12 protein-coding genes and 1 riboswitch are annotated in these 14,014 nt (G+C 69.6%); of the genes, 3 read left to right on the top strand and 9 right to left on the bottom strand.

Features of this window, described 5'->3' with window-relative positions:
• Positions 1-38: 38 nt before the first annotated feature.
• Together yaaA and QE397_RS07780 are read left to right on the top strand one after the other, a co-directional pair.
• Positions 39-782: a peroxide stress protein YaaA gene (gene yaaA, locus QE397_RS07785; protein ID WP_307092692.1), complete on the top strand. Its 744-nt coding sequence runs from the start codon at positions 39-41 to the stop codon at positions 780-782.
• The gene (locus tag QE397_RS07780) at positions 779-2,005 is read left to right on the top strand and encodes a DUF2786 domain-containing protein (protein ID WP_307092691.1); all 1,227 of its coding nucleotides are present in this window, start codon (positions 779-781) and stop codon (positions 2,003-2,005) included. Before yaaA ends, QE397_RS07780 begins: the two co-directional genes overlap by 4 nt.
• Here QE397_RS07780 and QE397_RS07775 read toward each other — a convergent pair.
• The 3 genes from QE397_RS07775 to QE397_RS07765 are packed head-to-tail and all read right to left on the bottom strand — an operon-like array spanning position 1,996 to position 6,412.
• Positions 1,996-3,453, bottom strand: coding sequence for an MFS transporter (locus tag QE397_RS07775; protein WP_222630838.1), 1,458 nt, complete (start codon positions 3,451-3,453; stop codon positions 1,996-1,998). The two genes, QE397_RS07780 and QE397_RS07775, sit on opposite strands and share 10 nt — an antisense overlap.
• An 8-nt stretch (positions 3,454-3,461) precedes the next feature.
• A complete protein-coding gene (gene cobA, locus QE397_RS07770) occupies positions 3,462-4,694 on the bottom strand; it encodes a uroporphyrinogen-III C-methyltransferase (protein ID WP_307092687.1) in 1,233 nt (410 codons plus the stop codon).
• A gap of 35 nt (positions 4,695-4,729) precedes the next feature.
• Positions 4,730-6,412 carry an alkaline phosphatase D family protein gene (locus tag QE397_RS07765; protein ID WP_307092686.1) on the bottom strand — a complete coding sequence of 561 codons (1,683 nt, stop codon included), beginning with the start codon at positions 6,410-6,412 and terminating at the stop codon, positions 4,730-4,732.
• 151 nt (positions 6,413-6,563) lie between these two features.
• On the opposite strand from QE397_RS07765, the gene QE397_RS07760 reads away from it, so the two are divergent.
• Positions 6,564-6,980: a helix-turn-helix domain-containing protein gene (locus QE397_RS07760; RefSeq protein WP_307092684.1), complete on the top strand. Its 417-nt coding sequence runs from the start codon at positions 6,564-6,566 to the stop codon at positions 6,978-6,980.
• Positions 6,981-6,997: 17 nt separating this feature from the next.
• On the opposite strand, the gene QE397_RS07755 is transcribed toward QE397_RS07760, so the two are convergent.
• From QE397_RS07755 to mqo, 6 genes are all read right to left on the bottom strand, one after another.
• Positions 6,998-7,648 (bottom strand): pentapeptide repeat-containing protein, encoded by a 651-nt coding sequence (locus QE397_RS07755; RefSeq protein WP_307092682.1) that lies wholly within the window; start codon positions 7,646-7,648, stop codon positions 6,998-7,000.
• A gap of 130 nt (positions 7,649-7,778) precedes the next feature.
• Positions 7,779-9,161: a cobyrinate a,c-diamide synthase gene (locus QE397_RS07750; protein WP_307092680.1), complete on the bottom strand. Its 1,383-nt coding sequence runs from the start codon at positions 9,159-9,161 to the stop codon at positions 7,779-7,781.
• Positions 9,155-9,775: a cob(I)yrinic acid a,c-diamide adenosyltransferase gene (cobO, locus tag QE397_RS07745; RefSeq protein ID WP_027505063.1), complete on the bottom strand. Its 621-nt coding sequence runs from the start codon at positions 9,773-9,775 to the stop codon at positions 9,155-9,157. The genes QE397_RS07750 and cobO overlap by 7 nt, the downstream gene beginning before the upstream one ends.
• Positions 9,776-9,786: 11 nt before the next feature.
• Positions 9,787-11,682 carry a VWA domain-containing protein gene (locus QE397_RS07740; protein WP_307092677.1) on the bottom strand — a complete coding sequence of 632 codons (1,896 nt, stop codon included), beginning with the start codon at positions 11,680-11,682 and terminating at the stop codon, positions 9,787-9,789.
• 94 nt (positions 11,683-11,776) lie between these two features.
• Positions 11,777-11,860: riboswitch (cobalamin riboswitch) on the bottom strand.
• A 39-nt stretch (positions 11,861-11,899) separates the two neighbouring features.
• A complete protein-coding gene (locus QE397_RS07735) occupies positions 11,900-12,385 on the bottom strand; it encodes a GNAT family N-acetyltransferase (protein WP_027505061.1) in 486 nt (161 codons plus the stop codon).
• A gap of 12 nt (positions 12,386-12,397) precedes the next feature.
• The gene (mqo, locus tag QE397_RS07730; RefSeq protein ID WP_081821172.1) at positions 12,398-13,957 is read right to left on the bottom strand and encodes a malate dehydrogenase (quinone); all 1,560 of its coding nucleotides are present in this window, start codon (positions 13,955-13,957) and stop codon (positions 12,398-12,400) included.
• Positions 13,958-14,014 lie beyond the last annotated feature (57 nt).

Here is a 14,014-nt window from a genome sequence, read left to right as displayed (position 1 = left end):
ACAGCCTAGTCCGTGGGTGTGTCGGTACCGTTCCTGCCGTGCTCGTTCTTCTGCCACCGTCCGAAACCAAGTCCGCGGGCGGCCGCGGTGATCCGCTCGATCTCGACCAGCTGTGGCTTCCGCAGCTCACCGACGTCCGATCGACGCTGGTGAACGCTCTCGTGTCCCTCGCCGACGATCCCGCGGCCTCCCGCACGGCCCTGGGACTCTCGCCGAAGCAGGACGACGAGATCGAGCGCAATGCGGCCCTGACGGTCTCGGCGACGAGACCGGCTCTCGAGCGCTACACCGGAGTGTTGTTCGACGCGTTGGACGCGGCATCGTTCACCCGGGCGCAGAAGGCCAAGGCTCGGCAGCGCCTCGCGATCGGGTCCGCCCTCTTCGGTGCGGTGCGAGCGGACGATCCGGTTCCGGCGTACCGGCTCTCGGGCGGGTCCGCACTGCCCGGGCTCCCCACGCTCCGCGCCCTGTGGAAGCCGGTGCTGCCCGCGGCGGTCACCGCCGCGGCCGACGGTCTCGTCGTCGATCTGCGCTCGGGAATCTACCGCGACCTGGGCCCCATACCCGGCGCGGTCACCGCCACCGTGCTCACCGAGCAACCCGACGGATCCCGCACCGTCGTCAGCCATTTCAACAAGCATCACAAGGGACTGCTGGCGCGGGCGCTGACCGTCACCCGCGCGGAACCCACGAGCGCACGGGCCGTCGCCGCGGTCGCCGTCCGTGCAGGACTCCGAGCCGAGGTCGCATCGCCGACCGAGGTGATCGTGCTGACCGAATGAACCCGGTCCCGGAACTGCTGCAGCGCGGCGCCGATGCCGCCGTCGGTCGCACCGCCTCGCAACGCGTGGTGGACGACGTCGCGGACCAGTTGGTCGCCTGCACCGACGCGGATCCCCTCGCTCAGGGGTCCGTCACGCTCCTGTCCACGATCACGGCGCTGTACGAGGAGGGGTGGCAACCGCTCGACCTGCTGCACGTCGTCCGCCGCCACTGCACCGCCGAGGTCACCGGACTCGCCGCGGCGGCCCTCCTGCACGAGGCCGAGCTCTCCGACGCCACCGCGCGCGCGCCCGAGAGCTGGGTGCGCCAGGTCGAGGCGATCCGGGCGCTGCGCCCGGACGTCGAGTCGCCTGTCGACGCGTCTCCGAGTCTGCTTGCCGCGCGTCTGCGCCTCGGCGGTGCGTCCGACTACATCGCCGTCAGTGACCAGTGGATCGCCGTGCTCACGCTGCTCGGGCGGTGGCAGAGCCTGCCCCGACTCACCCGGATCGGTGCGCTGCCGTCGCAGTGGCCGTCGGCCCGGACCGCACGCCTGCTGCCGCCCGACACCGTCGTCGGGGCCGGCATGCTCGGACGCATCAGGGGGCTTCTCGCCAAGGCGGACTCGACCGAGTTCGAGGAGGAGGCCGATGCGTTCACCGCGAAGGCGCAGGAACTGATGACGAAGTACTCCGTCGACACCCTCGTGCTCGCCGAGGGCCGGACCGACGTCGTGAGCAGGCGTGTGCACGTCGACAATCCGCACGCGGATGCGCGTGCACAGTTGCTGCACGTGGTGGCGACGGTCAACCGCACCCGGGTGGTCTGGGACACCGATCACGCCCTCGCGACGGTGGTGGGTGCACCCGTCGACGTGGAGCAGACCGAGATGCTCTTCACCTCCCTCTCGGTGCAGGCGGCGCGCGCTCTGGCTCGCGCTCCCCGACCGGCTCGGCGGAAGAAGGCGGCATCCGGGTTCGACACCGCGTTCCTGTGGGCCTACGCCGTGCGGCTGGGTGAACGCCTCGCCGAGTCGGACGCGCTGGCCCTCGAGGAGGCGAGTCGACGGTCCGGCGATCTGCTGCCGATGCTGGCGACGCAGACGGTGGCCGTCGAGGCCGAGGTCGAGCGACTGTTCCCGGCCACCCGGTCGGTCCGTGGACCCCGGCTGGACCTCGCGGGATGGGAGTCCGGGCGGGCGGCGGCGAACGAGGCGGACCTGCCCGCCGATCGTCAGCGGTGAACCGCGTCCTGGGCTGCCTTGGCCTGGGCGACGTCGGCCGCGCTGTAGCGGATGAACAACGCCGAGACGGCGGCGACCGCGGCGAGAACGGCGCAGCCGAGAAGAGCGAACGTGTAGCCCTCTCCCAACGCGACGATCTCCGGCCGGGTCATGTCGACGGCCGAGCCCGTCCGACCGCCCAGTGAGAGCGTCTTCGACGCCGCCATCGCGCTGACCACAGCGAGGCCGAGTGGGCCACCCAGGTTCTGCGCGACGAGCGAGATGGCGGTGAGGGGCCCGATGTTCTTCTGGTCGACGTTGGCGATCGCGCAGAGCGGGAGGGCGATGACCGCCAGTCCGACGCCGAAACCGATGCCGCCGATGGGGAGGAACAGGTTCTTCCAGTACGTCGACTCCACCGTGATGGTCGACGCGAAGATCAGGTACCCGACGGTGAGGACCGCGCCGGTCGCGATGATCCAGCGCGGTGCGACCCGCGGCGCCAGCCACGACGACGCGACGGCGGCGAGCGCCATGCCGCCACCGAACGGGATGAACGAGATGCCGGCGCGCAGCGGGCTGTAGTCCAACACGTCCTGGACGAACACCGCGACGATCACGGTCATCGCGAACAGGGCGCCGCCGGAGAAGAAGATGGCGACGAAGGTGGCGACGCGGTCCCGGTCGCGGAAGAGTTCGAAGGGCAGCAGTGGGTTCCTGGCGCGCCGCTCGACGGTGAGGAACGCGAGCAGCAGGAACAGACCGACAACGATCGCGGTGAGGGTGACGACGTCCGTCCAGCCTCGTTCCGGACCCTCGACGATGCCGAACACGACACCGGTGGATCCGAGCGTCGCGAGGATCGCCCCCGGCACGTCGAGGGGTGCCCGTTCGCCGGCCGTCTCGGTGAGCGCGCGCCATCCCAGGGCCAGGATCGCGAGACCGATCGGCACATTGATGAGGAAGATCCACCGCCACGAGACCTCGGTGAGCGCGCCGCCGATGATGAGACCGGAGAAGGAGCCGACACCGGTCATGGCCGCGTAGATGGCGATGGCCTGATTGCGGACGGGCCCCGGCGCGAACGTGGTGGCCACCAGTGCGAACGCCGTGGGCGACGCGACGGCGGCGCCGGCGCCCTGGATCACGCGGGCCAGCACCAGCATCGCCTCGTTCTGCGCGAGTCCGCAGGCCGCAGACGCCACCGTGAACAGCGCGACTCCGACGAGGAACATGCGCTTGCGTCCGAAGGCGTCGCCCATGCGCCCGCCGAGGAGCATGAGCCCGCCGAAGGCCAGTACGTACGACGAGACCACCCAGTTGCGACCGGCATCGCTGAGGCCGAGTTCGGCCTGCAGCGGAGCGAGCGCGAGGTTCACCACGGTGCCGTCGAGCACGGCCATCAACTGCATGCCGCTGAGCGCGATGATCGCGAGTCCGAAGGCCCGCTCGGTCACGGGATAGGTCATCGGCCGGGTCACGAGGCTGCGCCGATCACGGCCGCGGCGTCGAATCCCGCCACCGGTCCGATGACGATGATGGCCGGGGGGCGCACGTTCTCCGCACGCACCCGCTCGGCGACGGTGGTCAGATCTGCCCGCACCACCCGCTGCGACCGCGTCGTGCCCTCCTGGACCACCACGACCGGCGTGTCCGCGGCGCGCCCGTTCTCGACGAGCACGTCCGCGAAGGCTCCGATGCGCTCGACCGCCATGAGCAGCACGATGGTGCCGCGCAACCGGCCCAGGGACGGCCAGTCGATCAGCGAGTCCGGGTGATCCGGGCGCAGATGACCGCTGACGACGACGAACTCGTGCGTGACTCCACGATGGGTGACCGGGATACCGGCGGCCGACGGCACCGAGATGGCGCTGGTGATGCCGGGAACGACGGTGACGGGAATGCCCGCTGCGGTGCACGCCTCGAGTTCCTCGTATCCGCGGCCGAAGACGTAGGGATCGCCGCCCTTCAGTCGGACCACGAACCGGCCGGCGCGGGCATGCGTGATCAACGCGTCGTTGATGGCCTCCTGTGCCATGAACCGGCCGTACGGGATCTTCGACGCGTCGATCACCTCGACGTGCGGTCCCAGTTCGGCCAACAGCTCGGGCGGCGCGAGACGGTCGGCCACCACCACGTCGGCACGCGCCAGCAGGCGGCGTCCCCGCACGGTGATGAGGTCCGGGTCTCCCGGTCCACCGCCCACGAGTGCGACCCCCGCGATCGACTTCTCCGGTGCGTCCACGATGGCCCCGGACTGCAGCCCGTCCAGCACGGCGTTGCGCACGGCGGCGGACCGGCGATGCTCTCCGCTGGCGAGCACGCCGACGGTCAGACCGTCGTACTCCGCGCTGGCAGGCGTGACCGCCGTGCCGTCTCTCGCAACGTCCGCGCGCACGCAGAAGACCCGGGAGCGCGCCGCTTCCGCGACGATGGCCGCGTTGGTCTCGGCCTCGTCGGTGCAGGCGATGGCGTACCAGGCCTCGTGCAGATCGCCGTCGCGATAGTCGCGCAGCTCCAGCTCGATCTGACCGAAGCTCGCCATGCCCTCGACGGCCGGGGTGGCCTCGCGGGTGATGACGACGACCTTCGCGCCGCACGACACCAGCAGCGGGAGCCGCCGCTGCGCGACACTGCCCCCACCGACGACGACCACGCGACGACCGGCCAGATCGAGCCCTGCGAGGTAGGGAGAATCGGTCGCGTCCACGTCGGAAGACCCTACCTGTCGTGGCACGGGCACGATCAGCGCTGCCGCACCCCGGACGGCGTGAGGTCGTAGCGAGCCGTGGTGCTGAGCGTCTGACGCCCGTTCACCACCGCGGCGTGGTTCACCTCGAGACGCAGCGCCTGCGAGTCCGTGGTCAACGACATCACCCCGTTGTCGAACCAGGGACCCGCCTCCGTGCTCCACTCCGCGTGCACGGGTTCCGCCTTGGCTCCGCGCGCCAGGCGCGCGAGCATCCTCGCCACCGGGCGACGGATCGCCAGGCGGTTGACCGCCCGGATCGGCAGGTTCAGTGGATTGCGGAACGGCGACATCGTCAGCTGGTACAGAGACGTCGACGTCGACACGCGGGTCTCCGCCTTCGCGACGTAGGAGCAGTGCACGTCACCCGACAACCACACGACCGACTTCGGCGCGTCCGGTCCCACGACCACCTCGTCGACCAGATCCACCATGTCGCCGAACGACTTTCCGAACGCGGCCCAGTGCTCGAGATCGAGCGCGATACGCAGCTTCTCCCCGATCCGACCGAACCGCTTCCCCCACGCGCCCTGCGCCACCGCTTCGTTCCACTGCTCCACCGCGTGCAGCCCCGGAAGCATGAGGAAGGGCAGCGAGGAACCCAGGAGCACGTGCTCCTTGCCCGACTTCAGCGTGTGCTCGCGCACCCATGCCCACTCGACGTCGTCGACCATGGCCCTGCGCTCGGGCGACAGGTCACGCGAACATCGGCTGTCGATCATCACCAGACGCGTGTTGCCGATGTCGCGGTGATAGCTCCAGCGCGCCGAGGACGGTTCCGCGTCCGCCTTCAGGGCGAACTCGGCGAGCAGCGTCTCACGCTCGGAGTCGCTCGCGGCGGATCGCACGGCCGCGTACATCGCGTCGTCCTCGAGTTCGCGCGGGGACAGGTTGCCCAGGTGTTGGTAGACCCAGTACGAGGAGAAGGCGCCGATCACGCGGTCCTCCCACCAGGACGCCTGTGTCACCTCCGCGCGCCAGTCCGCGGAGGAGTTCCAGTCGTCCCGCAGATCGTGGTCGTCGAGGATCATGCACGTCGGGACCGTGGCCATCAGTTGGCGGACGCGGTCGTCGCCCCACGACTCCTGGTAGAGCCAGGTGTACTCCTCGAAGTCGCAGATCTCGTCCTCGACCTCCTCCGAGCGGGCCCCGGCAGCACGCTCGGAGGCCTCGCGCCGGGCGTGCAGGCGCTCGACGATCTCGGGCGACGGATCGTCCGCGTAGACCTGATCGCCGAGGAAGACCAAAAGATCCGGCCAGGTGTCGGGCTCTTCGCTCGCGACACGGTCGGCGAGCCCGACCAGAGCGTCGGCGCCGATGCGCGTCAACGCCTCGTCGCTGTAGGTGTCACCCCGCCGGCAGGATCCGAAGGCGACGGTGACGGGCTCGTCGTCGCACATCGTGTGCACGACGGCCCGGCGGTCGGGAGTGGGCCACACCTGCTCGCCGTCGATCGCGACGGTGTAGTCGACGAGTGAGTTCTGCGGCAGATCCTCGACGGCGACGAGGGCGTAGTGGTGCCCGTGGAGACCCCACGTGCGCTCGTCCACCGAGGCGCCCGAGGACGTGGTGACCGTGACGGTGCAGGAGTGCGATGTCTCCACCCAGAAGGTCGCGCGATCGGTACTGACGTAGCGGACGAACGGCCCCAGGATCAGTCTCTGGTCGATGTCGGTCATTCGATCCAGATTGCCACCAATGCCCGATTTCCGCGCCGTTCACCGGCAACCTGTCGGGAAAGTCTCCCGACGACATGTCCGGGAAAAGCCGCCGCGGGGCACGTAGATGTCCCAATTGACGTGTGCGACAGGGGATGTTTACGTTGTTTGGATGACTGTGCGGATGTATTCGGTCGACGATGTCGCCGACATGCTGGGGCTGCACGTGCGCACCGTCCGCGGCTACGTGCGGTCCGGGCGCCTTCCCGCCGTCCGCATCGGCAAGCAGTACCGCATCTCCGGCGAGGACCTCGAGACGTTCACCGGGCAGGCCGCCTCCGCACTGCGCACCGAGCATCGCGTCGAGGTCACCTCGATCGTCGACATCGACACCGTCGACCGCGAGACAGCGGATCGGCTGACCGCACTGCTCGCCAGAGCCACCGGGGACGCGCGACCCGACAGTGAACCGTTGCGCGTCAACACCGCCTACGACGCGCAACGCGACCGGCTCAAGGTCGTCGTCCTCGGCGCCCCGCGGGAGGTGTCACGGCTCCTGGACTACCTGGAGGGACTGCTCGCGGCGTGATCGGTGGACGACGTCGATCAACTACCGAAGAACCCAGCGGGCACAGGTGCCGGAACGGGAAGGGGGGTTGCCGGACCCTCGGACACCGTGCAGGACGTGTCGAGGTTGCTCGCAGCCGACGGGTCGGTACCGAAGATGTTGGCGCCGCACACCTGGGCGCCGAAGAACTTCGTGCCCGCGAACCGTGCATGCGACAGATCAGCGTCTCGCAGGTAGGACACGGTGAAATCCGTGCCGCTCAAGCCCGTCCGCGTCAGATCTGCCTGATCGAGCATCGTGTCCGACAGTGCTGCATTCGTCAGGTCGGCGTTCGCCAGCGACGCGTGATGGAAGTCCGCGCGGCCGAAGGACGAGCCCGCGAGATTCGCACCCCGCAGATTCGCGCCGGTGAAGCGGCCGCCGAATCCGACCACGCCGGACAGGTCCGCTCCACTGAGGTTCGAGCCAGAGAAGTCGGCTCCCGACAGATTCAAGCCCGCGAGATCCGCGCCGCTCAGGTCCATACCGGTGCAGACCGTGCCGTCTGCCGGCGAGGTGATCACGCACCCTTTGATCTCGGTGGCACCGGCTGCGGCCGGTAACGCCACGGCCAGCGCCGCCGCCGCGACGACGACGGATCCGACACTCGCCCACGAGACGCGTGCGCTACCGAACATTCTGCTGACCATGTGAAGGACCCTCTCGCCGGATGCACTCCCCAGGAAACCGGGTGCAAAAAATCTTTCGGTATGTATCCGACCGACAGTAGACACCAGAAGTTTGTGAGATGCAACCAGACGGGCGCCGAGACGCTGTGGGTCAGTTCGGCCGGCAGGCCGCCACGAACCGAGCGAATCCCCGGGCCGTCGCCAGCGGATGGGTGTGCAGATACGACGCGTGCACCCGTCCGCCGGCGCCGACGGATCCCTCCTGCACGGTGCTGCCGTCGCGCCGCCAGGCCCACGCGGGTTCGAACGATCCCGCCCGGACGACGTGGGTGCGGTGGAATTCGTGGCCGGTGATGCGCTGGCCGACGTCGAACATCACCGACCCCGTCAGCGCCACCGCGTCTCGATAGCCGAGGGTGAGCCTCGACCCGAACTCGACGTCGAGGTCGAGCACTGCCGCCATGCGGTGCCCGTCCAGCGAGGTGGCCAGGTACAGGAGGCCCGCACACTCACCGTGCACCGGCCACCCGGCGTCGGCGAGAGCCCGGATGTCGTGCAGCAGTGGCTCGTTGGCGGCCAGCTCGGCGGCGTGGAGCTCGGGGAAGCCGCCGGGGACGACCAGGCCGGTGGCACCCTCGGGCAACCGGTCGTGGCGCGGATCGAACACCGCCACGTCCGCTCCCGCGGCACGCAGCACCTCCGGTTGCTCGGCGTAGCCGAACGTGAACGCCGGGCCACCGGCGACGGCGACCACCGGACGCGGACCCTCGATCCGCACCCCCACCGCAGCGTCCGGACTCCACGGCTCCGCCGTCGGAACCTGCGCCGTCGCCGCGATGCGAGCGAGAGCGTCGACGTCGACATGGCGCGACACCAGCTCGGTCATCGCCGCGACGGCGTCGACCGCGGCGGAGCCGTGCTCGGCTGCGGTCACCAGGCCGAGGTGACGCGACGGCACCTCGAGCGCGCCGGCGCGAGGCACCGACCCGATCACGGGAACGCCGACCCGGTCGCAGGCCTGTCGCAGCACCGCCTCGTGTCGCTCACTGCCGACCCGGTTCAGGATCACCCCGGCGACGCGGACCGAGGGGTCGTACGTCGAGAACCCGTGGACCAGCGCGCCGATGCTCTGGCTGTGCCCTCGCGAATCCACCACCAGGATCACCGGCGCACCGATCGCGGCGGCGACCGCGGCCGTGGACCCCTCCGCAGCGGGTCCGGTGGCGTGGGGGTCGATGCGACCGTCGAAGAGACCCATGACGCCCTCGACGACCGCGATGTCGCAACCGCTCGCACCCCAGCGCAGCGCGGGCACCATCGCGTCGCGGCCCGTCATGACGGCGTCGAGGTTGCGACCGGGCCGTCCTGCGGCGACGGCGTGGTACCCGGGATCGATGTAGTCCGGGCCGACCTTGAACGGAGCGACCCGCCTGCCGGCGGCGCGCAGTGCGCCCATGATGCCGGTGGCGATGGTGGTCTTTCCGCTGCCGGACGAGGGGGCCGCGATGACGACGGCGGGCAGATCGTTCACCATTCGATGCCGCGCTGACCCTTGCGACCCGCGTCCATGGGGTGCTTGATCTTCGACATCTCGGTGACCAGATCGGCGGCGTCGAGCAGCGCGGTGGGTGCATTGCGGCCCGTGATGACTACGTGCTGGTTGCCGGGCCGGTCGGTGAGGGTGCGCACCACGTCGTCGACGTCGATCCACCCCCAGTGCAGCGGATAGGTGAACTCGTCGAGGACGTAGAAGCGGTGCCGTTCGTCCCGGATGCGCGCCGCGATCTCCGCCCACCCTTCGCGTGCGTCCTCGGCATGGTCGACCTCGTCGCCGCGCTTGCGCGACCAGGACCATCCCGAGCCCATCTTGTGCCACTCCACGGCGCCGCCGACGCCGGTCTCGTCGTGCAGATCACCGAGGGTGCGGAACACCGACTCCTCGCCGACCTTCCACTTGGCGCTCTTGACGAACTGGAAGACCGCGACGTCGAAGCCCTGGTTCCAGGCGCGCATCGCCATGCCGAACGCGGCGGTGGACTTCCCCTTTCCGGGGCCCGTGTGGACGGCGAGGATGGGGAGGTTGCGACGCTGCCTGGTGGTCAGGCCGTCGTCGGGAACGGTGCCGGGTGCCGGAACTCCCTGTGGCATGGAGAATCTCCTCAGGCTGCGGCCCGGACGACGCCGGCCACGCTCGCCGACGACAGTTCGGGCAGTGAGATGTAGGTGCCGCGCAGGGCGGTCGCGAGGTCACGGGCGAGTCCGAGGCGAACCATGCCGGACTCGCAGTCGACGACCACGGAGGCCACCTTGTCCGCGGCCAGCAGTGCGGCGGCGTGACGGGCTCGTCCCACCGGATCTGGTCCACCGGTGGCTCGGCCGTCGGTCAGGGTGACGACGAGGGCACGACGCCCCGGCTCCCGGACCCGCTCACGTGCGACGACGTCGCGTGTCGTCAGGAAGCCCGACGCGAGCGGCGTTCTGCCACCGGTGCGTACGTCGCGGAGTCGGGTGACGGCGACGTCCACCGACCGGGTCGGCGGGAGGATCACCTCCGCGTCGCTGCCCCGCACCGAGACGACGGCGACGCGGTCGCGGCGTCGGTAGGCGTCGCGCAGCAACGACACGACGGCACCGGTGACCGCAGACAGGCGGTCGCGCGCCGCCATCGAGCCGGAGGCGTCGACGACGAAGACGATCAGATTGCCTTCGCGCCCTTCGCGATCGATGCCGCGCAGATCACCGCCCGCGATGGACAACCGGCCGGATTCGGCCGCTCCCCTGCGCTCCGCGGCACGCATCAGAGTGCCGACGAGATGGAGTGAGCCGCCGGTGAAGTCGGTCGCACGCACGACACGACCCGAGGACACCCGCGCGCGTGAGCGACGGCCGGGTGCGCCGTCGCCGACACCGTCGATCTGCAGGAGCCGGGCATCGAAGCCGTCCCCGGACGCGGCGGTTCCGGAGCTGCCACCGGTCGACGGCCGCGGGGGCGGTTCATCGGCCGACGGTGCATCGTCGGAGCTCGACTGTTCGGGAGCACCGTCCTCGGCAGCGGGATCGGGTGCGCCTCCGTCGTCGTCCGGGTCGGGATCGGGCTCCGGTTCCGAACGTCGCACGTCCTCGTCCGCCTGCGACATCGCGTCGTCCAGCTCGCCGTCCGCGAGTCCGGGAGCATCGAACGGATCGCGCCGACGCCGATGGGGCAACGCCAGTTCGACGGCGACGCGCACGTCGTCCTCGGTCACCGTGGTGCCGCCCCGCCACGCGGCGTGAGCGGTCGCGGTGCGCGCGACGACGAGGTCACCGCGCATCCCGTCGACGTCGAAGGCCGCACACACGGCCGCGATACGACGCAGTTCCGAGTCGGGCAGCTCGACGTCGGCGACACGGTCCCGCGCACCGGCGATGCGGGCCGCGATCTCCGCGTCGGCGTCGGCATGCGCCTCGGCGAACGCGACGGCGTCGCGTTCGTAGTCGAGTCGGCGACGGACGACCGTCATCCGCGTGTCGACATCGCGGGAGGCGGAGACGTCCACGGCGAGGCCGAAGCGATCGAGCAGCTGCGGGCGCAGCTCCCCCTCCTCGGGGTTCATGGTGCCGACGAGCACGAAGGTCGACGGGTAGGAGTGCGAGATGCCGTCCCGCTCCACGTGTACACGGCCCATGGCTGCCGCATCGAGCAGCAGATCGACGAGATGATCGTGAAGAAGATTGACCTCGTCGACGTACAGAAGGCCACGGTCCGCGGACGCGAGCAAGCCGGGGGTGAAGGCGCGTTCTCCGTCGCGGACTATGCGCTCGAAGTCGATGGACCCGACGACGCGGTCCTCGGTCGCACCGACGGGCAGTTCGACGAGCCGAGCGGGCCGGGTGCCCGCCGAGTCCGTGACGGGAGGCATCAGCGCCGTCAGCGCACGCACGGCGGTCGATTTCGCCGTGCCCTTCTCACCGCGTACGAGCACGCCGCCGATGCCGGGGTGAACGGCACAGAGTGAGAGCGCCAACAGCAGTCGGTCCTGACCGACGATGGCAGAGAACGGATATCCGGGATTCACGCGTGTGGTCCTGTTCGACCTCGGTGACCGCGCCGAGGAGTCGAGACGAAGCTGCGCGTGGTCTCCTCACGCAGCAGTGACACGAACGCTCGGCGATCTGGCTCCGTGGTCCGACCTCCTGAAGGAGGCCGGACCACGTCACAGTGGCGGGACCGCGCCCGAGTCACACGGGCTTCTCCGAGACGTTCGTCGGTTGTTCAGTGTCGGTGCAGGCGAGTCAGTTCTTGTCGCCTTCGCTCCAGGGACTGCCGCCGCCGCGCCGCATGGGCGTGTGCGGGATGCCGTCCTCGAGAACTTCCTGGCCGTCCGGGTAGAAGCCGTGCTTTGCGTACATCTCCACCAGGTAGCTCTGCGCGTTGATGCGGCACGGGGACGACCCGACCTCCGCGAGCGCAGCCCGCAGCAGACGCGTGGTGTGGCCCTGCCCGCGCGAGGAGCGGTGGGTGCACAGGCGCCCGATGCGGAACGACTTCTCGCCGTCGTCGTGCTCCTCGAGGAGACGCAGTGTGCAGACCACGCTGCCGTCGCGCTCGAGCCAGAAGTGGCGGGTGTCGGAGAGCAGGTCCTTACCGTCGAGCTCGGGGTAGGCGCAGGCCTGCTCCACCACGAACACCTCCACGCGCAGCTTGAGCAGCTCGTAGAGGGTCTCGTTCGACAGGTCGAGTGCCCAGGATCGCTTGAGTGTTGCAGTCGCCGTCGTCATGTGATGGTGGTATCACACAGTTCCGGAGTGCGCGACCTGCCGGCCGGTGGCCGAGGTCGTGTCGAGCTGCAGCACTCGCGTGGTGTGCGACCAGATCTCGTCGAACAGACGCGGGTTCTCGGCCAGCTTGGTGCCCAGGGACGGAACCATGTCCTTGAGGGTCGGCTCCCACGAGCTGTACCTGTCGGAGAAGCAGCGCTTCAGCACGTCCAGCATCGCCGGCACGGCGGTGGACGCGCCGGGTGACGCCCCGAGCAGGCCCGCGATGGTGCCGTCGCCCGCGTTGATCACGGCGGTGCCGAACTCGAGCACGCCGCCGCGACCCTTGCGACGGATCACCTGGACTCGCTGCCCGGCGGTGACCAGCTCGAAGTCCTTGCCTTGAGCGGACGGCATGAACTCCCGCAGCGTCTCCACGCGGTCGGTCTCGGACTGCAGCAGCTCGGTGACGAGGTACTTGGTGAGGGCCATCTCGGTGACACCGACACCGAGCATCGAGAACAGGTTGTTCGGCTTGACCGAGTTGACGAGATCGGTCATCTTGCCCTGCTTGAGGAACTTGGGCGACCAGCCGGCATAAGGCCCGAACAGGAGCCCGGGCTTGCCACCGATGACGCGGGTGTCGAGGTGCGGCACCGACATCGGGGGCGCACCGACCGAGGCCTTGCCGTACACCTTGGCGGAGTGCTGCTCGACGAGCTCGGGGGTGGTGCACCGCAGCCACTCACCGCTGACGGGGAAACCGCCGAAGCCCTTGGCCTCCGCGATGCCCGACTTCTGCAGGAGGTGCAGGGCGCCGCCGCCCGCGCCGACGAAGACGAACTTGGTGACGATCTTGCGCGTGACGCCGGTCCGCCCGTTGTAGACCTTGACGGTCCAGGTGCCGTCGGAGTTCTTGGACAGGTCGCGGACCTCGTGCCCGAAGTTGACCGACGCGCCCTCCACCGCGAGGTGGTTGAGGAGCTGCTTGGTCAGTGCGCCGAAGTCGACGTCCGTGCCGCCGTCGGACCAGTTGAGCGCGATCGGATCACTGAAGTCGCGCCCCTTCGCCATCAGCGGGAGGCGACGGGCGAACTCGGTCTCGTCGTCGATGTACTCCATACCGGGGAACAGCGGGTTGCCCGAGAGCGCGTCGTACCGCGCACGCAGGTACTTCACGTTGTCCTCGCCGTGCACGAAGCTGACGTGCGGGATGGGGTTGATGAAGTTCTTGGGGTCGGCGAGCACGCCGGCCTCCAGCGCGTGCGACCACCACTGCCGCGAGACCTGGAACTGCTCGTTGACGTTCAGCGCCTTGCTGATGTCGACGGAGCCGTCCTTGCCCTGCGGGGTGTAGTTGAGCTCGCAGAGGGCGGAGTGGCCCGTACCGGCGTTGTTCCACGGGTCGCTGCTCTCCGCGGCCGCGGCGTCGAGACGCTCGAAGACGGAGATGGACCAGGTGGGCTCGACCTGACGGAGGAGCGTGCCCAGCGTGGCGCTCATGATGCCCGCGCCGATCAGGACGACGTCGGTCCTCTCCACCTTCGATCCCGACTTGGTGCCGGACTGACTGTTCTGATCGTGTTCGCCCACTGCTGGATCGACTTCCTTCGTCCATCGGCACTCCCGGCAGGGAGTGCGGTGCGGATG

Origin of the sequence: Rhodococcus sp. SORGH_AS_0301, from assembly GCF_030818285.1 — a bacterium.
Classification (GTDB): domain Bacteria; phylum Actinomycetota; class Actinomycetes; order Mycobacteriales; family Mycobacteriaceae; genus Rhodococcoides.
This window is presented reverse-complemented; position numbering and strand designations above follow the sequence as displayed.